Raw genomic sequence first — 20,710 nt, 5'->3', positions numbered from 1 at the left:
TGATATCGCTAAATTTGGTGATTCATACTTTTACCTGAATTATAGCATACAACCAGGTGGCATCTCAGCCCAGCCATTAAACCATTGCTTTTTGTCGATTACATTTGCGAAACAGGATTCAGCGCCATAACACGTTCGCTCTTAGTCTCCAAATGTTCCAACCATAACTCCACCAACTGTGTGCCATTAATCAGATCGATATCCAACCCTTCAGCATAGTTACGGGCGTTACTCGTAAAGTCGCTCGTTGTTACCACATAACCGCCTACAGCATCCTGCTTAACCATCTGGGAGTGAATTATCGCAATCGGACCAAAACCAACCAAATTCATGTCGTTATAACATTTCACTTGACCAAGATATAGTCCCTCATCAGTATGTTCTTCAATATCGATGCCGAAGTCTCCTGAGCTCTTCGTCACGTATGTGTTGCCGCCTCGGACAGATGACATGATCTCTGCTACAAAACGTTCGAACAATAATGGATCTTCTTCTTTCTCCTCTTCCAGGTCTCGTTTAAAGCGGTTATACAAACCGATTCGAAGAGTATCCTTCATATCTTCATGGGATGAAATTGCATCAAGAGCATTGTTACGATAGTCCTCTATCATTTGTTTTTGTTTGTAATACTTGTACACAAGGTAGCAGGTGAACAAAAGCACAATACTGAACAATATCGTCATATAATGTCACTCCTTTGTATTTCCATCATGTCCAACGCTTTGTTGTTTCAATACATTTGTCTATTGTCGGGATGGGACCAGATAACCTCTATAAGGAATTGGAGGGAACTCATCTGACATCCTCGATTTAATTTAACTAGAATGCTTTATTTCAGAATATATAATGAATTTACATAAATATCAGACCTAACTTTTCCTCAACAGGTATATACTGACTTACATAAAATACACAAAAGCGGCAAGTCCCCGACATACACGGGAACTTGCCGCTTGGCATTTCATAAAATTAGGATGGTACCGGCGTTGTACCATTGCCCTGCAAGCGCAGCGGTACAAAAAAGTCATGTTCAACTTCACTTGCCGGCAGAGGACGACTGAAATAATATCCCTGAATCTCACGGCAGTCATTCTGCATCAGAATGTCCAGTTGACCTTTCGTCTCAATACCTTCGGCAATGACTTCCATGTTGAGATTCTGGGCCATCGATATAATGGTCGCTACAATTGCCTGATCGCTATGGCTCTCTGTAATACCCGTCACGAATGAACGATCAATCTTGAGCTTGTGAATCGGGAAATGCTTCAGATAACTGAGTGAACTGTATCCCGTACCGAAATCATCCAGGCTGATTTTTACCCCCAGTGCCGTGAGTTCTTTCAGGATTGCCGTGGACACTGTTGCATCCATCATCATGCTCTCTGTAATCTCCAGCTCCAGATAACGGGCCTCCAGCCCTGTCTCATGTAGGGCATTCTTGACCTGTTCCACTAAGTTGGATTGGTGAAACTGCTGGCTGGACAAGTTAACCGATACCGGAATGAGTGGTCCGCCACTGGCATGCCAGAGTTTCATCTGCCTGCATGCCTCCCGCAGCGTCCAATTGCCAATCTCATAGATCATGCCTGTCTCTTCTGCAAGCGGGATGAATACATTGGGTGCGAGCAGACCTTTGAGTGGATGGTTCCAACGTATAAGAGCCTCCACACCAATCATGCGGCTATCCTCGGTACGAATCTGTGGCTGATAGTACAGGACCAGCTCATCGCGTTCCAAAGCTTTACGAAGATAACCCTCCAGCTCAATGCGTTCATAAAGTTCCGAATCCAGTTGAGCAGTGTAGAATTGGAAACCATTTTTGCCGTTTTTCTTCACTTCATACATGGCGGAGTCCGCATGTTTCAGCAAAGCATCCACGCCAACTCCATGATCCGGGTACATCGCAATTCCAATGCTGGCGGTTACGTAAAAGTCATTCTCCTTCAGTCGATAAGGTAACTGAATGGCTTCAACAATCTGTTTTGCAAGTTCTGCCACTTGTACTTCTGTCGCTTGATCCTGGGTCACAACGAGTGTGAACTCGTCACCACCCATCCGGGCCAGCATGACATTCTCCATAGCCAAGGGATCAGAAGCTTCTATGGCTTTCATGATCCGGTTGCTGACTTCTCTTAGAAATACATCTCCAATGGAATGTCCCAGCGAGTCATTAATCATCTTGAAACGATCTATATCCATCACCATAACGGCAAAAGAATTCCCTTTTTCTTCTGAATCGTGAATCGTACAAGCCAGTACATCATCCAGCTTGCGCCGATTGGGCAACCCCGTCAACGGATCATGCAAAGCTTGGTGACGAATCTTCTCCTGAGCCTGTTTCTCCTCTGTAACGTCTTTGATCAAAATGTGACTTCCCACATGTCTGCCATCAATGACAACAGGAACTACAACAATACTAAGGTCCAGAAGTTCACCCTGTATGTCTCTCATTTTGGCCATGTAGTGCGCCTGCTCCAGCCCATGATCATCCCAATCGATGGAATCAAATTCACTTATCCACTCGATATCGATCTGCTGAGCGATATCATCAATGGAACGATCCATGACCTCTTTTTCAGGATATCCGGTGATTGTTGTTACAGCAGCATTAATACCTTTGACAATCCCTTCCTTGTTCACTGAAATAATGGCATCCGAATGGTTATGATACAAGGCCTGATACCATTGCTCGTTCTCATGAATCCGTTGATCTTTCTGTGACATTCGCTGATTGATAAATATGCCAAACAACGTCAAGCCCAAAGCAATAAATGTGCCCGATGCGATCAAGTAGGCGAGAATGCCTGGCTCAATCTGCATACCTGAACTTACCATCGAGCCATGTGAATGATGGAAATGCGCGGCTGACATCCCGGTATAATGCATGCCAGAGATTCCAATCCCCATTATGAGACCGCTGCCCATCTTGTAAACCCAGGTATGTCTTGATTGATGATAACGGAAGAAAAACATGAGCCACAATGCCGCAAAGGAAGCAAGCGCTGCAATCAGAATGGATAACACCACTCTGCCTGGTTCATACGTAACCGGAGTTGACATCGCTGCCATTCCCACATAATGCATCGAGCTGATCCCCGCTGTCATCAGCACTCCAGCAATCATAAGCTGGCTTATCCTGCCCGATTGTCTACCCGCAATGTTCAAGGCCACCCCTGATGCGACAATAGCAAGTAGAACAGATAAAATAACCTTACCGGTGGAATAGGAGACTTGCGTAGGCAGAACAAAAGCCAGCATACCTACGAAATGCATGGACCAAATTCCCAGCCCCATCGAGACTGCACCGCAGGTAAGCCATACATTCCGCGCCATCCCGCTAGCCTGACTTACACGGCCTGCAAGGTCAAGGGCTGCGTATGAAGCTAACGATGCAATAATATAGGATAAAATAACAAGTTCTAAGTTGTACGTACCATGTAGGTGCTCCACTCACTCTGTCCTTTCGACCGGGAAATGCCTTGTATGTATGCAAAAATGTAAAAAAGAAGCGAGTGCGCTGTCTGGATGACAGGCACTCCCTCCGCATCATTTGACTCGTGACCACAGACTTAGTTGAAGCCGTTGTCATACATTGGAACCCGTTTATTTGAATGTATATAGTCTAAACGTCCCAGCCCTTAAAATCAACACTTATTTCCAGATATACGATGTTGATTAGCTAACTTTTTCATATTCTAATTCACAACAAAATATTCTATTTGCGAGTCAATAACAGACTGCCAAAACCGGAAGTATCTTGATAAGAGTTACCTGATGAATCACTCCAGATGGACACACTGCTTCGCTTGCCATCCCCCGCGCCATCATCATTAACTTGCAGATCAAATCCAATCCATCTTTGCCCTTCAGCACGAACGCTATCTAGTGGGATTGCCACTTCAACTGTATACCCTCCGCTTGTTAATCGGGTAGCTGATTTGAAACTTTCTTTCCGTGCATTTCCTCCAAAAGAAGCCTCATTATCAAAATTGACCCGGTACTGGGCGTCATCCTCCTGATAGAATGTTGTCTGATCTTTGCTCGGGTCGATAAAAATCTCGATCGAATCCTGCTCATGTGCATTAGAACTTAATTTGCTTCGCAAAGGATCTTTCACATCTGCCAATACGTACAGGTATTTCTCATCCCATAACAGCTGTGCAGTCGCCGTTGCACCGGAGTTTCCGACCACCCAGACATCCGTTTTAACAGATGCAGCCTTTTTCCAGACGTTATCCTTTTTTGCATCAATTACAGGTTTGCCATAAGTGACCTTGGTTTGTTTCAAGACAGAACCGAGCTTCAGTTTGCCCCGGTTGGCTGGTTTGTCGGGCTGTTGATTGGAAATATCATTCCAAACGATGGTCGCTGTCTTTCCAGCAGCATATTCATCCGTAATCCGATAATCCAGAGACAAGACCTGGCCTTCAGTAAGTAAAGCAGCTGACATAGGCAGTGATGCGTATACAACATAACCGGTTTTTGTCTCCTGTACATTGTAAGTATTTTTATCTTTGCCTTTACCACCATCCCGTTTAAATGTATATTGACCATTGGCAGACGGCGGATTTTTCTTCTTGGCAGACAGATCAGCTTCAGAAGTTGCAGCACCTGTCCCCTTGACTTCTTCCGCGAGGAAAACCTGCACCTGATCCCCTTTGCGACGTGTGGTATCCTTCACTTCCACTCGTAAATTCACCTTTTTGGCATCCCACATCATACGAGCCTCACCCGTAACCGCAGATGTACCATCTGCCAGATGATTAATTTCCAGTCCTTTCACAGCACCCCAAAGAATATCTTCCTGTCCTTTATGATTCGGGAAAGAAGGGCTGGCCTTCAATGCTGTCCATTCATTACGATAGATCGGAAGGGTGGCAGGGTCCACCAGTGCCCAAAATGCCGGTTTTGCTTTTAATTTACGATCAAACAGCAACGGTGCATCTTTGCGTCCTTTGACCGGATGATTGTCAAGCCATGTACCATCATCTGCAAGTCCCCAGACCGTAACACTGTCCATCACGCCGCGTTTCCCCAAATCTTCGAACAGGTCAAACAGTTCACGATAACGATAAGCTTGTTGCAGCATTAATTCATCTGTGACAGGCATCTCCAGTTCAGAATTACTTGAATAGATCGAAACGTCCAGCTCTGTAACCTGTACATTCACACCAAGAGCGATCACTTTCTCAAAAGCCTCACGAATGAGCTTTACATCCGGTCCGTACATCGACACATGCATCTGGAATCCAACCGCATCAATGGGTGTTCCTTTGGCAAGCAGCTTCTCTACAAGCTTCACCATATCATTTACCTTGTTTCCATTGCCCTCCATTCCATAGTCATTAATCACCAATACCGCATCGGGGTCAGCCTCACGTGCATAACGGAAAGCCAGTTCAATGTAATCACTGTCATCTCCGTCGCTATCCACATCCCCAATAATATCTCTCCACTTGGAATTACTGGCCTCATTCCGCAAGCCGCCTCCGTCTGAGATGACTTCATTGACGACATCCCATGTATGAACCTTTCCTTTGTACCGACTCACGATGGTTTGAATATGCGTTTTCATCCGTGCAAGCAACTGTTCCCGCGTGGCAGGTTTCGAAGCATCATCCGGATCCGTAAAGAACCAATCCGGCACCTGACTATGCCATAACAGCGTATGACCTCTGATTTCCATGTCATTTGCTTCGGCAAACTTCACCAGGCGATCTGTCTCTGACCAGACAAACTGTCCTTCCTGAGGCTGCATCGCATCCATTTTCATGAAGTTTCCAGCTGTAATACTATTAAAATGTTTCGTCAACAGCTGGGAATGCGGATCTTCCGCGTCCAGTGCAGACTGGTCGATTGCCGCTCCCATTGCATAGTGTTGTCCCACAACATCCACTAGATTCGGAATGTTCGGCTCTATTTCAATTTTTTCGGCTTCCGTAATCAGTACATCATCCACGTAAAAAGTAATCGTATCCGCCGACGTCACTTCCGCTGACGTCTTCCAAGGTGTCTCTGCATACATGCGGAATCCGGTGATGCCGCTATTATCTCCAGGGATCACCACATCTGCCTCGATTTTTTTCCACTGTCCCTTGTTCAGAGTTGCAGAGGCAAACGTAGCATATTCTCGACTTGAAGCGTCGTTATTGTACTCTTTCTCCAGTGAACCGTTAATGACCTGACTGTCCGGCCCTTCATCGTACATGGCCCAAAATGAAATATGAACCGTGCTACCCTTCTGTACATGGTCTATTACTTCAATTAAGGGTCCATGGAACGTTTCGGTACGGGAAGAGGTTCTCAGGCTCCGTGTACTGTCGTGACCTACTTGCGTTACGATATCAAGCTTTTCACTCGCACGTGGACGCCATTGTCCCAACACACCATCTTCAAAATTAGCCTCAAACAGTACTTCATCATCGCCAGTCTTAACGTCCGCAGCCGCAGCACGTGTCCCTCCTGTTCCCACACTTGGGAACAAACTGAAGATCAATACAGCCGACAAGCACAAGCTCCACCATTTTCTCAAATGCATCCGATCTCCTCCTTGGTTGGTTGTTTGTGAAGAGTAACCTTTGTTCTGTCATGCGCCAGCCCTTTACAAGATCGTTGTGCAGGATTGGATAGTCATTATTGAACAGAAATTGTAAGCACTTTCATTATACGATTGCCAGCGAACTTTGTTTACCCGTTAAACTATAGGACTTATTTTAAAAACTTCACAATAAGATAAAACGACAAAAAGCACAGCTTGTTAGCTGTGCTCCATGTCACCGTCATTACATATTTACACTTTTAAAGGTGCTGTGGTCTGACGGACAACCAGATTGGAAGGTTCCGTCACCACGGGAGGAGAATAAGATGGATTCTCGATCATGGCAATCAGATATTCGATGGACTTAATGCCGATGGAATAGATATTCTGATTCACCGTGGTCAACCCCGGTTTGAATACTTCAGCATAATACGTGTTATCGAACCCGACAACCGAGATATCTTCTGGTACACTCAGTCCATGCTTTTCAATTTCATGAATCGCACCAAAAGCAGACATGTCTGATGCACAGACAATTCCCGTTGGTTGATCCTGAAGTGCCAGCAATCGTCGGGCAGCCTTGCTTCCTCCGTCGAAGGAATAATCGCAGATCTCCAGATATACCGTAGAATACGGGATGCCGCATTCTCGCAGCCCTTCCCGATATCCTTCCAATCGCAGATTGGCTACGGCAGGTCCAAGTGTCCCTGAGATATAGGCAATTTTGCGGTGCCCAAGCTCATGCAGATGTTTGACACCCATCGAGATCCCGTTCGCGTTATCCGTAGTAATGTAACCGGCACGTTTGCCCAACATGTCCGTATCAATAAACATTGTTGGAATCTCTGCATCCACCAGTTCCTGAATACTCGTGTTTTCTCTGCCTTCCCCGAATACCACAACGCCATCCACATTACGACTGCGGCAATGTTTGATGAACGAGTACGCCGGATCATCGAATCGAGTAGACAACCGGACCAGATCATATCCACTGTTCTCCAGCGCTGTCTTGATCCCTTCCAGCAACTCCGACACAAAAGGGTTCGTAAACGGAACCGTTAACAGTACGCCCACCGTCCATGAACGGCGTTTGACGAGTCCACGTGCGACCACATTGGGTTGATATTTCAATAATTCGATGGCTATATTGACTTTTTTGCGTGTTTTTTCACTTACATCAGGATAATCGTTTATCACTTTGGAAACGGTTGCAACAGATACTCCCGCTTCCTTGGCTACATCATGGATAGAAGCCATCTGATCACCTCAACCTCTTTCAAATCCCCTGTCTCCGGCTGCATTTTCTATAACATCGGCAGGTTTGTCTACCCATTATAGCTTAAAACAGCCTGAAACGGTATGGAAGTTCCTAATGCTTTTAAGCTCTATTCCTGCTGTTCCAGATTCTTCAAATCCAGAGACAGTTTCTCCATTGTTGTTGCAAATACAGCGAGTTCAGCCGAGCGTGAAGCTTGGCTACGTGCTCCGCGAGACGTATGATCCGACTCCTGCTGCACACTGCTCAGTTTCTTCATGATCTGCTCCAGATTAGACTGAATTTTACCCTGAGCGTCCCGAGAACTGGCTGCAAGCTTGCGCACCTCACTGGCGACTACTTCGAAGCCACGTCCAAACTCTCCTGCATGAGCAGCTTCAATCGCTGCATTCAGACCAACAAGATGACTCTGATCCGATATCTCGCGAATGAGTTCACCCATTTTTCCGATCTGCTGGATCTCTCCTGTTAATTCGGTAAGCATAACCTGAGCCTGATCCTGAGAAGCCGCTGTTTCTTTGGCAACATTCGATATAGCCATTGCACTTTCATTTAATTCACTAATCATGCCTGTAAGCTCTTGGGTAATCTGCGTAATTGCCTGTAATGTATGTTGTTGGTCATCGGCAAGCTGATGTAACTTTTCTTTTTCTTTCTTCTCATAGGCTTCAAGGACAAGCTGTGAATCCAGATTAAACATTTTGCTGAGCGCCTGAATGACAAGATGCCAGGACTCAGGGATAACTTGTTGGAATATGCTCGTTGCAATATCCAGGTAGACCATATAGGTACCCAGATAATAATCTTCAGACAGACCAATCCGTGAATGCACAAGTCCAATCGCAATCCGTTGCTCAATATATGCGTCGTCCACGATTCCATCCGTCATCGATAACCAGTACATCTTCTGTGTTTCTTTTAGACGATCAATGGTAGAGAATCTTGCGATCAGATCTACCAATTCAGGATAATTCCCTACATGATTGTAGAAATGATCTACCACTTCATTAACGACTTTTTTAAAAACAGGCCGATGTTCGGCAAGCAGTGTTAGATCTCCTGCGGTTAATCCCATGTAGTCAAGTTGCTTCTGTCTTGTTGCGGAAATACTGCTCATATCGGGTTCAGTCAGCTCCTTAATAAACACTAAATTACTTTAAATTGTAAATATATGTAGTGATTATAGACTAAAATACCTAAATATACATATACCATTAGAACTAATTCTCTTTAAAATTAACCTTATTTGTCAGCTTTTTAGATTAATATGACCTTCATGTAATTAAAAAGGCCCTGACTCTGCTGTGAAGGAGCCTCACAGCAGACATCAGGAGCCTGATCCGGAATGGTTTGTTGCCGATTAGCGATTAAGCAGACTGCCCACATAACGTAACAGTTCATTCGCGCTGGCTGCGGTGTATCCATGTTCCTCAATTAAGCGTTTAATGACTTCATTCATACGTTTCAATTGTGTTGCATCCGGTGTTTTGGTTGAGGTTGTGATCTTGACGATGTCTTTCAGATCGGTGAACAACTTCTTCTCGATCGCTTCACGCAAACGGTCATGGCTGCTATATTCGAACTTGCGCTCCTTGCGGGAGTATGCCGAGATTCGGATCAGAATCTCTTCTCTGAACGCTTTCTTTGCATTCTCGGAGATCCCGATCTGTTCCTCGATGGATCGCATCAGACGCTCATCCGGGTCCATCTCTTCATCCGTGAGCGGGTCACGAATCTTGGACCAGTTGCAGAATGCTTCAATGTTATCGAGGTAGTTCTCAAACAATGTTCTTGCGGATTCCTCGAATGAGTACACAAATGCTTTCTGCACTTCCTTCTTGGCCAGTTCATCATACTCCTTGCGTGCAAGAGCAATGAAGTTCAAATAACGCTCCCGCTCTTCCTTTGTAATCGAAGCATGTTGGTCCAGACCGTCCTTGATCGCCCGCAGAATGTCCAGCGCGTTAATGCACTGAAGATTTTGCTTGATCAAAGCACTGGAGATCCGGTTAATGACATACCGCGGATCAATGCCGGACATCCCTTCATCCAAATACTCATTTTGCATCTCGCGCAGATCGGCTTCTTTGTATCCTTCCACTTCTTCACCGTCATACATGCGCATCTTTTTAACGAGATCCATGCCTTGTTTCTTCGTTTCCTTCAAGCGGGTAAGTATCGAAAAAATGGCTGCAGTCCGCAGTGCATGCGGTGCAATATGAACATGCTTCATGTCACTTTGCTGAATGAGCTTGGCATAGATTTTCTCTTCCTCGGATACCTTCAAGTTGTACGGAATCGGCATGACAATCATCCGGGATTGCAGTGCCTCATTCTTCTTGTTGGAGATAAAAGACTTATACTCCGATTCATTCGTATGCGCCACAATCATTTCATCCGCACTGATTAAGGCAAAACGTCCTGCTTTGAAATTTCCTTCCTGCGTGAGCGACAGGAGATTCCACAGGAATTTCTCATCACATTTCAACATCTCCTGGAACTCCATTAACCCACGGTTCGCCTTGTTCAACTCCCCATCAAAACGATAGGCACGTGGATCGGATTCGGAACCAAACTCCGTAATGGTGGAGAAGTCGATACTACCCGTCAGATCGGCAATATCCTGTGATTTCGGATCGGATGGACTGAACGTTCCTATTCCCACGCGATTATCTTCGGAAACAATGACCCGTTCCACCGGTACCTTGCTGATATCACCACCATATTCGGTACGGAGTCTCATCTGGCAGGATGGGCAAAGGTTACCCTCAATACGGACTCCAATTTCCTTTTCCACTTCAGGACGAAGCTCCAGTGGAATCAGATGCAGCGGTTCCTCATGCATCGGGCATCCATCAATGGCGTATATGGCACCTTTCTCTGTCCGCGAGAACTGTTCAAGCCCCCGCTTCAGCAGCGTCACCAGCGTCGATTTTCCTCCACTTACGGGACCCATCAGGAGCAAGATCCGCTTCCGTACATCCAGACGGCGTGCTGCCGAGTGAAAGTATTCTTCAACCAGCTTTTCAATCGAACGGTCCAGCCCAAAGATCTCCTGTTCAAAAAACTTGTACCGCTTATGCCCACCTACTTCTTCCACCCCAAACGATTCAATCATCTCATACACTCTGGCGTGAGCCGTCATTGCCGGAGTCGGGTCCTCTCTCAGCAGTGCAATATAATCTTCAAATGTTCCGTTCCATGTCAAACGGTCACTCTCTGCCCGATGTTCCGCAACGCGTTCAAAAATATTCATGCTTGGTACCTCCCATGGCTCCTTTAGTGTGATTGTCAACCATTCCGAATGGTATGAAGAAATCAATAGAATTGCGGCTCCTGCTTGAATACCAATCTTGCGGTACTGTGTAGTCCCGCCACCCTCTGTCCAAACGTCTTGTTTTGTTGTGAAAAGTGTATTACATACCTATGCGGCAATTCGGATAAGTTGACCTCTTTTTTTCAATCCACCACTTCGAATTTTGGCTTTTCCCTGTTCTATCAGACATCTTGTGCCTTCAGAAAAAAAAGAACGAATATGATATAATGAGGGTTCTAAATTTAGGAAACCGGACAACACATGGTCAGAGACAGGCCACTTCTGGAAAGGAGCACGGACGATGGCAGTGAAATACGAAACCGAATTATATTCGCCTGTGAAGGCTTTCTTCGAGCAGCGTGGCTTCGACGTCAAGGCGGAAGTCAGACATTGTGACCTCGTCGGAGTCAGATCGGACCAGGACGAACCACTCATTGTGGAGATGAAAAAAACATTTAACCTCTCCTTGTTGCTACAGGGCATGCAGCGCTTGAAACTTAGCCCGTTCGTGTATCTGGCCGTCGAGCGCAATCGCAGTAAACGCGGAGCCGTAAACCAACGCTGGAGCGAACTGACCGCACTATGCAGACAGCTCGGTCTGGGGCTACTGACTGTCACATTTTACAAAACCAAAGCTCCCCTGATTGATGTACTGTGCGAACCTTCAGCCCAGACACCCCTTACTAGCGCCAATCAAGTTGCTCGCAAAAGCGGTGTTCGGCGGAAACGATTGCTCAAGGAATTCGACGAACGCAGCGGAGACTACAATACGGGAGGCAGCACACGAAGACAGCTGGTCACAGCATATCGTGAGAAGGCTTTACGTGTCGCATCCGCTCTACGGACGAACGGAGAAGCCTCTCCAGCCAACCTTGCCAGACAGACAGGCGTAGGTTCTGCAGCAGGGATTCTGCAAAAAAATTATTATGGCTGGTTTGAACGCCTCTCCCGTGGAAAATATATTTTGACGATTAAGGGAGTACAGGCGTTAACCGAGCATGCACACATGCTTGAGGATAATGATATGATTGAACGAACTATTAATGAACTCGATGTAACGTATTCTGTATCTGGTGAAAATAAGGACGACCTTGCATACATCGCTGAAACAGCGGAGCAGTACTTGAAAAATACAGGCAAGATCTTATTCTGAATCATCTGAAAGTAACGGATACGAAAAAATGAGAATGCAAAAAAACACCTGTAATCTCCACTGGAGACTACAGGCGTTTTGATGTGTTCTATATAAATGATTGCTATTAGAATTTTACTGCTACTTCGGAAGCCAATTTCAGACCTGCAGTAACGATTTCTTCAGCACGATCTGCAGAAGCGTTATGTCCTTCAACGATAACCACTTCTGGGTTTTGAATGCCCCACAAGCCGAGAACTGTTTTCAGGAAGTTCAGGGACATTTCAGCAGCTGCCATTGGGCCTTCGGAATATACGCCACCACGTGCGTTAAGCAAAGCTACTTTTTTGTCGCCAGCAAGTCCTACAGGACCTTCAGCAGTGTATTTGAATGTTTTACCAGCTTGGCTCAGGTAAGCAATGTAGTTTACCAATGGAGCTGGAACAGTGAAGTTCCACAGTGGGAATGCAAATACAACTTTGTCAGCTGCCAGGAATTGATCTTGCAATTGTGCTGCAAGTAAAGCTGCTTTTTGCTCGTCAGCTGTCAGTTCAAAACCGTTAGCTGCTTTGTAAGTACCGGTGATAGCAGTGTTACCATAGAATGGGAATTCTGTATTGTAGAGATCCAACTCAGTAACTGTGTCACCTGGGTGAGACTCTTTGTATGCGCTCAAGAATGCATCGTACAATTTAACGCTGACTGCTTGATCTGCAGGACGGTCATTTGCTTTAACAAATAAAATATTAGACATGTTGAATTTTCCCCCGTTAGATAAAATATATGAGTGCATTTTCTGAACCGGCCACCATTGTAGCTTATATAAAGAAACCAACAACTCATTAATTCATATTATATATAAAAATGTTAGTGGATGCAATAACGTAATCACTTTGGTCATGAACCCATTTTAATTTTTGCTAAAAAATCTATTTTTGATCTGACTTAGCTACGAGCCGTAAATTCGGAAATGGCTTCACTGATCAGGTTCATGCCAAGCAGTAATTCATCCCGGCCCGGATGGCTAAAGTTCAATCGAATGTAACGTTGATCCTGTACACCTGTGGAGCATAGTGATCCAGGAAGAAAAGATACACCTTTGGGCAAAGCCGCCTTAAGCAGAGCGCCACTATCCAATCCTTCAGGCAACTGTACCCACAGATACATTCCGCCCTCAGGGATGTTGTACTGACACCCTTTCCAGCCAGGTCTTTTCAACAGTTCAAGCATCAGTTTGAGTCTTGTCTTATACTCCCGATTCAACATGGATAGGTGATCACTCCAACGAAAAGGGGAATGGGCAAGCAATTGATACAACAGACGCTGATTCATCGGACTGGACTGACCATCTGCAATTCGTTTAACCGAGGCCATGGCCTGAATCAGCGCAGGATGTCCAGCAGCCCATCCGGTTCGAAGAGCGGGCGCTACCGTTTTGCTGAACGAACCAATGTAGAGAACATGTCCACCCTGATCCGCAGTATCCAGTGCAAAGAGTGAAGGATATTTACGATAGAATTCCGTTGGCTCAAGACCATCGAAATGGAGCTCCCCGTATGAATCATCTTCCACAAGCAGTACACCATAGCGCGAACACAGTTCAAGGACAGCCTCCCGCCGCTCCATACTCCACAAAGCACCGGTCGGATTCGAGAAACTGGGGGCAGCAAAAAGCAGCTTCGGTCTAACCTGCTGCATGTGATGCTCCAAAAGGTCTGGCAGTATACCGTCCCGATCACCCATTACGGGCACAATTTTGGCTCCTTGCATCTCCAGAACCTCAAGACAGCCTGGAGATGTGGGATGTTCAACCAGTACAGAATCTCCTGGCTCAAGCAATAGACGCATCACCAGATCAATGGCCTGCTGGGTACCAGTGGTCAACAGAATCTGTTCGGGTACCGTTCGTATGCCTTTGCGTGCATTCCAGTCTTTGTTCAACCACTCTCTTAGGGGGGTGTAGCCTGCTGGCTCTCCATATTGCAATGCGGAGGGGCCTGAACTAAAGACAGACACCGCTGCTTCTTCCAACAATTTGAAAGGAAACAACTCCTCCGCAGGCAATTCTTCTGCCAGAGATATGAAATAATCCCTGCCAGACATCTCACGTATATCCCTCAGTGGTGATGACAAAAGCCTGTTGGTACGGGAAGCAAAGAAATATTTCATCGATCCGTTCCCCTTTCATCCCTATTCCGAAACTGTACTCGCAGTCCGCAGCCCTACAACCTATTCCTGCTCGCCATCGAATATGACCGGATGCATACCGAACTGTTGTGATCATGGGAAGAACAAACCTGTTTCGTCAGGATCCCGTCTTCACTTGTCTTGCATGCAAGGCATAACGTTCAATGGCCTGTGCTCTACTGCTTACTTCCAGCTTCACGTATATTTTACGCAGGTAATTATCAATGGAACGTCTGCTAACGTTGATCTCATTCGCTATTTTATCATAGGTTACACCCTGAACAATTCTTTCCATGATAAAAGTTTCGGTTTCTGTTAATTCAATGACACGTGCTTCTGTCGGAGACTCCACAGGTTGCGCCCACTCCGCACTGTTTAACCACGACAATGGAATGGACACATGGCCCTCACGTAATCCAGAGATCAGATGAATCAGCTGGCTAGGGGAAGCCTGTTTGGATAACATGCCGCTTGCACCAAGGCTCATCAGATGACGAAACAGCTTCACATTGTCTTCATCCGTCAAAATAATGATGTGACTGTGAGCTGACAGATTCTTCATCTGGGCAATATATTGATCTGCCTGACCCTCCGGAAGACGATAATCCATTAGAATCAGATCAGGCTGGTGAATATTCACCAGATCGAGCCCTTCTGTTCCGGTCGAAGTCATGCCACGTACCGTCAGATCTTGCTGCTCTTCCAAAATCAATTTTGTACCGAGCATGCTGGTGGGGTGGATATCTATGATGACCACCTGCCATACTTTTTTCATTGTTGTTCCCCCTGTTATGTATTGGACAAATAACTTTTAAATTCTGTCATGATGAATTCATCGTCTATGCGACAATCCGAGTATAGAAGAAGCATAGGTCGGATTATGTCGAAAAACAGAAAAATACAGGAGGAAGCCGATAAAAAGGCTCTATTTTCACTGTATTTTGTTATAAAAACACCATGACGTCCATCTTCCCATCCCCGGGAAGGTCAAAATATAGTATAAATTTCCTGCATTTCTATCTAAAAAAGTCGAAAAACCTGCCCAAAGTTCCTACTTATTGCATCTATAAGAAATTGTATCCTAGGACTTCCTTCCGATGCAATCTCTTTTTACTCTATTAAGTAAAGAATTTCATTTTTGCGTAATCAATAGGGGCATGATAGAATGAGGACTGGAAATTTTTTTGTACCTATAAATGACCAGGAGTGATGATATGAAACCATCTGCCCCGTCCTCTGACATCCATCACACCCGGAGCGCCAAAGGCAAGGCTGGATCTTCAATCAAGCTGTTTCTGGTAATGTGGATTGTTCTCATTGCACTAGGAGTCGTTGGAACCTACTATTATAGTAACCATCTCCAGCAACAGATGATTAACCAGCTTCAAGCCCATAATCAGCAGCAGATTGCAGCACTAAAAACCGACTATGAAAATCAGCTAACAACGATATCAAAGGAAGTAGAAGATCTGCAGGGACAGGTTCAATCCTTCAATGAATTGCTGACTTTCACCAAGGATAATGCAAGTGACAAAACGGATAACAGCAACAAACTGTATACCCAGCTGAGCGAAGTCAAAAAACAACTGGAGACACTCCAGAAAAAGATGGACCTGCTCAAATGATTACACCCGTCAAACAGGTTAATCGTTTTTTTATGCTTGCACTCGCTCCTTTTGTTGGATTGATATTATGCCTGCTGCTGCTTCGTCCTCCACTTGAACCCGGAGGTTTGATGCCTACCGAACTGTCAGAGGATACGATTACACCCCGGACCCAAGCAATTAGCCAAGAGCTTGCGGGGGCAAAAGATGCTGCTGTCCAGACTTCTTCTTCTATTAAAAGAACGACACAGCTCTATAATAAAACAACAAGTACGATGTCTACACTTGTACAGAAGGCTTCCGCCCAAGCGGATCGTCCGGAAATGATCTACAACAAACGGATTTCATCCAAGCTGGGCGTTCCATTTGAACGGGTAGACAGTGACCGGTTAACGATTGAAATGTACAGAGTGAATCCTGGCAGCTATAAGGGCTATGCCATGAAGATCAAGCTAAAAGACCCTACAGCCATGCAGATGGCTCTAGACAGTGAACCTGGGCGTTCTGAGACGACCATGCAGGCTGTGAAGCGTAACGGCGCAATTGCCGGGATTAACGCAGGTGGATTTGCTGACAGTGGGGGCAAACGTTATCCACTTAGCACAACCGTCATGGACGGGAAGTACGTGAACGGGTTCCAAGCCAGTTTCAAAGATCTGTTTTTTGTAGGACTTAACGATGCCGGCAAACTGGTCGGAGGCAAGTTCTTCGACAAAAACTCACTGGATCGCCTGCAACCACAATTTGGGGCTACGTTTGTACCCGTGCTGCTACAGAATGGACGTAAAACTGCAATTCCCGACAAGTGGAAGGTATCACCCAAACGAGCCCCACGTACAGTCATTGGCAATTATAAGGATGATCAGTTACTGATTATTGTAGTTGACGGATATAATGAGGGCGGAAGTTCCGGTGCTACCCTTGAAGAGCTGCAAGGGCGGTTGTACAAGCTTGGGGTGATCGACGCCTATAATCTGGATGGCGGTGGATCATCCTCGCTTATTCTGAATAATCGGGTCGTGAATAACCCTTCAGATGGCAGCCTCAGACCGGTGCCCACACACTTTTTATTTTACAAATAATAGGGTGAAGCATTTCTTTTCTACCTATAATGGTTATAATAGAAGAAAATGAGCTTGTGCAGGAGGTGCGAAGGGTATGTCATTTTCACTGACATTCTGGATTATTGCAATCGTATTGACTCTCTTCATTACAGGCATTCTCACTTCATCCTACAACAATGACAAAACAAAAGGCTTGTAAAGGCCAAGCCTCTCTCCGGAGAGGCTTTTTTCTATTGCTTCATCCTCGAAACAGCAAGAGACAAGGCTTAAAAGAATGATTCGATTCTTCTAAGCCTTGTCTCTTGCTGTATTCGGGATCAATAGCTAACCGCCCTGTCATTCCGCATAGATATAACCGAATCAGACGGACTAGGCCCACTCACCGACCCACCCTCAACTAATGTCACATAAATTCGCTCATGATCAACGGGTTCTCCAGCAATAATTTTGATCAATTGTTCGGCAGCAAGCGATCCCCACTTGCGCTTGGAATAATCAATGCTTGCCAATCTCGGCTGGACGTATTTGCTCAATTCAATATTGTCGAATCCGATGACATCAATCTCCTGACCAACGCCGAGTGCACTGTCTGCCAGACGATCACACAAGCCAATAGCCATCTCATCATTGAGGCAGAATACCGCTGCGGGTCCATCATACACCTGCACAATCTGATCTGCGGCTTGTTCTCCACCACTCTTTTCAAAATCTCCCGTGATCTCAATCCATTCCACATCGGCTTCACGTTCCGCAACCTGTCTCACAGCCTTTAACCGCTGCACAGAGTCAAACGAACCTTCCGGTCCTGTCACCACGTAGATTTTCTTATGTCCCTGTTCAATCAGATGTTCCATCGCAAGTGTCGCCCCGGCCTTATTATCCAGCAGAACCTGATTAATGTTAGGATGATCCATCTCACGGTCCAATACAACGATTTTGTGCCCACGATCGGCATACTGCATTAGTTCCTCACTTGCAAACGTATGATCCAGAATGATCGCACCATCAATCATCCTCTCTGGAAGCATGCGATGGGATTGTTTACCACTGCACACGATCAGGTCATAACCTTGAGCATTACATACGGCTTTCATGCCACTCAGCAAGTCTCCATACACATCTCCTCTAAAATCGGTCAAGAATACACCTAGAATTTTGGATTCCCTCTTCTTCAGTGTTCTTGCTGCGGCATTTGGAACATAGTTCAGTTCTTTGGCAATGGCCAAAATTTTGGAACTCGTCTCATCGGTCACTTTGTTGCTGCCATTCAGCGCATATGACACAGTAGAGATGGAAACTCCCGCCTGTTTGGCGATATCCTTGATACTGACCACATTCTTCGCTCCCCTGTTATGTTCATCAGGCCTTCCATAACAAAAGGCCTGACACATTACTCTTTCCATTCACCGGATTAAACAAGTCTGAATGATTTCTTCTGAGTATCCCGACTGTTTGCACCCACAAGAATATGGAACTCGCCTCGATCACTGCGGTGGCTTAAGTCGGAATGGTGATAACGAAGCTGTTCTTCATTTAATGTAAACGTGGCTGTACCACTCTCGCCTGGCGCCAGTGCAAGCTTCACATATCCTTTCAGCTCACGCATAGGACGAACGACTTCACCCGTTACATCACGAACGTACAACTGAACGGTCTCCACGCCTGCGCGCTCACCCGTGTTCGTTACACGTACTTGAATGCTCAGGGACTCTTCGGCAGTCATCTCGTTACTTGACACTTCCAGATCACCATAAGAGAACGAAGTGTATGAGAGACCATAACCGAACGGAAGCAAAGGTTCATTCGGGCTGTCAATGTACTTGGAGACATAACGTTCTTCTGTCTTCTCCGGGTTCAGTGGACGACCTGTATTGAAATGGTTGTAATAGACCGGAATCTGACCTACGGACTGCGGGAAGGACATCGTCAGACGTGCGGATGGATTCACCACACCTGTCAGAACATCTGCGATCGCTGCTCCGCCTTCACTACCTGGGAACCAGGCTTCAAGAACAGCATCCGATTCATCGATTACACCATGCAGATCCAATGGACGGCCGTTGAAGATAACGCTGGCAATCGGTTTTCCCGCTGCTTTGAGCTGTTTAACCAATTCCAATTGGGCTGCTGGCAGCCGAATATCCGTGCGTGAGCCACCTTCTCCACTCATCTCGGAGTCTTCACCAAGAGCAAGGACAATCAGATCTGCTTTGCTTGCCACTTCCAGGGCTTCGGCAATCTGCTCAGCTGTAATCGTATGAACATTACTGCCTTGAGCAAATTGAACTTTCCCACCCGTCAGGCGTTCTTGCAGAGCTGTTCCCAACTTGACTGCATCTTCCTTAACCCCTTCACAGGACCACCAGCCCAGAATATCAGGACTCTGTGCAAAAGGACCAATGAGGGCTACATTAGCATCAGGTTGAAGTGGAAGCACGCTGCCATTATTTTTCAACAAGACAGCCGATTTGGTTGCCAGTTCATACGATACCTGACGGTGCTCTTTGGAGAATACAATCTCACGTTCACGTTCAGGATCAGCTGCACGAAGTGGGTTATCGAACAAGCCCAGCTTTTCTTTCAGTTGCAGAATTCGCAGAACGGCTTCATCAATGAGCTTCTCATCCACTTCACCACTCTCAATCAGTTCAGGCAAATGATGCACATAACAAGGTGTCATCATCTCCATATCTACTCCTGCGCGAATGGCACGATATGCCGCTTCACGATCATCTTCTGCAGCACCATGCGCAATCATCTCGCGAATGGAAGCCCAATCCGAGATCAATACACCATCAAAGCCCCACTCGTCACGCAAAATGCCGCGCATTAACTTCTCATTGCCACTTGCCGGAATACCGTCAACCGTATTGAACGAAGTCATGACCATTTCCACGCCCGCATCCAACGCTGCTTTGTATGCTGGCAAATAGTACTCACGCAGGTTACGCTCAGCCATGTCCACCGTATTGTAATCCCGACCACCCTCAGCCGCTCCATAAGCCGCAAAGTGTTTCACACAGGCTGCAAGACGATCTGGCTCATCCTTCAAGCTATCGCCCTGATATCCACGTACAAACGCAGCCGCGAACAAACTGTTCAGATAAGGATCTTCTCCTGTTGTTTCCATCACACGGCCCCAGCGCGGGTCACGAACCAGATCCACCATCGGTGCAAAGGTAACATGCAAACCGGATACAGCTGATTCACGTGCTGCAATTTCAGCACTTTTCTCAGCCAGTTCTGTGTCCCATGAACAACCGATCGCCAGTGGAATCGGGAAAATAGTTTTGAATCCATGAACTACGTCAGCCATGAACAAAAGCGGAATGCCCAAACGGCTTTTCTTCATATAAGCTTGCTGTACATCAATGATAGCCTGCGCACCGGACAATCCCAGAATGGACCCACTGGCATCCACGGACTGCTCCGTAATTCCCATCTCTTCCATTGGCCCTGTGATCTGACCTTCCACATTCGTTCCTTCATAGAAGTTGGCAGTCAACTGAAGAAGTTGTGCTGTTTTTTCCTCCAACGTCATCTGTTTCACCAGGTCTAACAACTGGTCGTTATTCATCTAATCGTATCCTCCA

14 protein-coding genes are annotated in these 20,710 nt (G+C 46.1%); 3 read left to right on the top strand and 11 right to left on the bottom strand.

What is annotated here, in order from left to right:
• Window positions 1–98: 98 nt before the first annotated feature.
• The 6 genes from NST33_RS09035 to NST33_RS09010 all read right to left on the bottom strand — a co-directional run bounded on the left by NST33_RS09035 (window position 99) and on the right by NST33_RS09010 (window position 11,070).
• A complete protein-coding gene (locus NST33_RS09035) occupies window positions 99–683 on the bottom strand; it encodes a restriction endonuclease (RefSeq protein ID WP_221823037.1) in 585 nt (194 codons plus the stop codon).
• A gap of 286 nt (window positions 684–969) precedes the next feature.
• Window positions 970–3,450 carry an EAL domain-containing protein gene (locus NST33_RS09030; RefSeq protein ID WP_221823034.1) on the bottom strand — a complete coding sequence of 827 codons (2,481 nt, stop codon included), beginning with the start codon at window positions 3,448–3,450 and terminating at the stop codon, window positions 970–972.
• Between the two features lie 265 nt (window positions 3,451–3,715).
• On the bottom strand, window positions 3,716–6,538 hold the full coding sequence (locus tag NST33_RS09025; RefSeq protein ID WP_221823032.1) for an endo-1,4-beta-xylanase: 2,823 nt from the start codon (window positions 6,536–6,538) through the stop codon (window positions 3,716–3,718).
• A gap of 252 nt (window positions 6,539–6,790) precedes the next feature.
• Window positions 6,791–7,795, bottom strand: a complete 1,005-nt coding sequence (locus tag NST33_RS09020) for a LacI family DNA-binding transcriptional regulator (RefSeq protein ID WP_221823030.1) — start codon at window positions 7,793–7,795, stop codon at window positions 6,791–6,793.
• A 128-nt stretch (window positions 7,796–7,923) separates the two neighbouring features.
• Window positions 7,924–8,931, bottom strand: coding sequence for a globin-coupled sensor protein (locus NST33_RS09015; protein WP_221823028.1), 1,008 nt, complete (start codon window positions 8,929–8,931; stop codon window positions 7,924–7,926).
• Window positions 8,932–9,174: 243 nt separating this feature from the next.
• Window positions 9,175–11,070 (bottom strand): PrkA family serine protein kinase, encoded by a 1,896-nt coding sequence (locus NST33_RS09010; RefSeq protein ID WP_036610009.1) that lies wholly within the window; start codon window positions 11,068–11,070, stop codon window positions 9,175–9,177.
• Between the two features lie 361 nt (window positions 11,071–11,431).
• Between NST33_RS09010 and NST33_RS09005 the strand changes: the two genes are divergently transcribed.
• Window positions 11,432–12,283, top strand: coding sequence for a DUF2161 family putative PD-(D/E)XK-type phosphodiesterase (locus NST33_RS09005; protein WP_221823026.1), 852 nt, complete (start codon window positions 11,432–11,434; stop codon window positions 12,281–12,283).
• Window positions 12,284–12,389: 106 nt separating this feature from the next.
• On the opposite strand, the gene NST33_RS09000 is transcribed toward NST33_RS09005, so the two are convergent.
• The 3 genes from NST33_RS09000 to NST33_RS08990 all read right to left on the bottom strand — a co-directional run bounded on the left by NST33_RS09000 (window position 12,390) and on the right by NST33_RS08990 (window position 15,224).
• A complete protein-coding gene (locus NST33_RS09000; protein ID WP_221823024.1) occupies window positions 12,390–13,016 on the bottom strand; it encodes an FMN-dependent NADH-azoreductase in 627 nt (208 codons plus the stop codon).
• 191 nt (window positions 13,017–13,207) lie between these two features.
• Entirely contained in the window at window positions 13,208–14,431 is a 1,224-nt protein-coding gene (locus NST33_RS08995) for a PLP-dependent aminotransferase family protein (RefSeq protein ID WP_036610015.1), read from the bottom strand.
• Between the two features lie 136 nt (window positions 14,432–14,567).
• Entirely contained in the window at window positions 14,568–15,224 is a 657-nt protein-coding gene (locus NST33_RS08990; RefSeq protein WP_017689577.1) for a response regulator transcription factor, read from the bottom strand.
• Between the two features lie 439 nt (window positions 15,225–15,663).
• Here NST33_RS08990 and NST33_RS08985 point away from each other — a divergent pair, with 439 nt between their 5' ends.
• Entirely contained in the window at window positions 15,664–16,074 is a 411-nt protein-coding gene (locus NST33_RS08985) for a uroporphyrinogen-III C-methyltransferase (RefSeq protein ID WP_017689578.1), read from the top strand.
• On the top strand, window positions 16,071–17,135 hold the full coding sequence (locus NST33_RS08980) for a phosphodiester glycosidase family protein (RefSeq protein WP_221823021.1): 1,065 nt from the start codon (window positions 16,071–16,073) through the stop codon (window positions 17,133–17,135). The genes NST33_RS08985 and NST33_RS08980 overlap by 4 nt, the downstream gene beginning before the upstream one ends.
• A gap of 299 nt (window positions 17,136–17,434) precedes the next feature.
• Here NST33_RS08980 and NST33_RS08975 read toward each other — a convergent pair whose 3' ends face one another.
• Complete coding sequence (locus NST33_RS08975) at window positions 17,435–18,451, bottom strand: LacI family DNA-binding transcriptional regulator (RefSeq protein WP_221823019.1); 1,017 nt, start codon at window positions 18,449–18,451, stop codon at window positions 17,435–17,437.
• Window positions 18,452–18,528: 77 nt separating this feature from the next.
• On the bottom strand, window positions 18,529–20,694 hold the full coding sequence (gene bglX / locus NST33_RS08970; RefSeq protein WP_221823017.1) for a beta-glucosidase BglX: 2,166 nt from the start codon (window positions 20,692–20,694) through the stop codon (window positions 18,529–18,531).
• Window positions 20,695–20,710: the final 16 nt, after the last annotated feature.

Source organism: Paenibacillus sp. FSL L8-0435 (assembly GCF_037965655.1).
Lineage (GTDB): Bacteria > Bacillota > Bacilli > Paenibacillales > Paenibacillaceae > Paenibacillus.
Note: the sequence above shows the minus strand (reverse complement) of the source record. Positions and strands in the feature narration are given on the sequence as shown.

Bases quoted from the DNA above. Each gene is read 5' to 3' on its own strand.
- NST33_RS09035 (WP_221823037.1), bottom strand. From the start codon at position 683: ATGACGATATTGTTCAGTATTGTGCTTTTGTTCACCTGCTACCTTGTG.
- NST33_RS09025 (WP_221823032.1), bottom strand. From the start codon at position 6,538: ATGCATTTGAGAAAATGGTGGAGCTTGTGCTTGTCGGCTGTATTGATC.
- NST33_RS09020 (WP_221823030.1), bottom strand. From the start codon at position 7,795: ATGGCTTCTATCCATGATGTAGCCAAGGAAGCGGGAGTATCTGTTGCA.
- NST33_RS09015 (WP_221823028.1), bottom strand. From the start codon at position 8,931: ATGAGCAGTATTTCCGCAACAAGACAGAAGCAACTTGACTACATGGGA.
- NST33_RS09010 (WP_036610009.1), bottom strand. From the start codon at position 11,070: ATGAATATTTTTGAACGCGTTGCGGAACATCGGGCAGAGAGTGACCGT.
- NST33_RS09005 (WP_221823026.1), top strand. From the start codon at position 11,432: ATGGCAGTGAAATACGAAACCGAATTATATTCGCCTGTGAAGGCTTTC.
- NST33_RS09000 (WP_221823024.1), bottom strand. From the start codon at position 13,016: ATGTCTAATATTTTATTTGTTAAAGCAAATGACCGTCCTGCAGATCAA.
- NST33_RS08995 (WP_036610015.1), bottom strand. From the start codon at position 14,431: ATGAAATATTTCTTTGCTTCCCGTACCAACAGGCTTTTGTCATCACCA.
- NST33_RS08990 (WP_017689577.1), bottom strand. From the start codon at position 15,224: ATGAAAAAAGTATGGCAGGTGGTCATCATAGATATCCACCCCACCAGC.
- NST33_RS08985 (WP_017689578.1), top strand. From the start codon at position 15,664: ATGAAACCATCTGCCCCGTCCTCTGACATCCATCACACCCGGAGCGCC.
- NST33_RS08980 (WP_221823021.1), top strand. From the start codon at position 16,071: ATGATTACACCCGTCAAACAGGTTAATCGTTTTTTTATGCTTGCACTC.
- bglX (WP_221823017.1), bottom strand. From the start codon at position 20,694: ATGAATAACGACCAGTTGTTAGACCTGGTGAAACAGATGACGTTGGAG.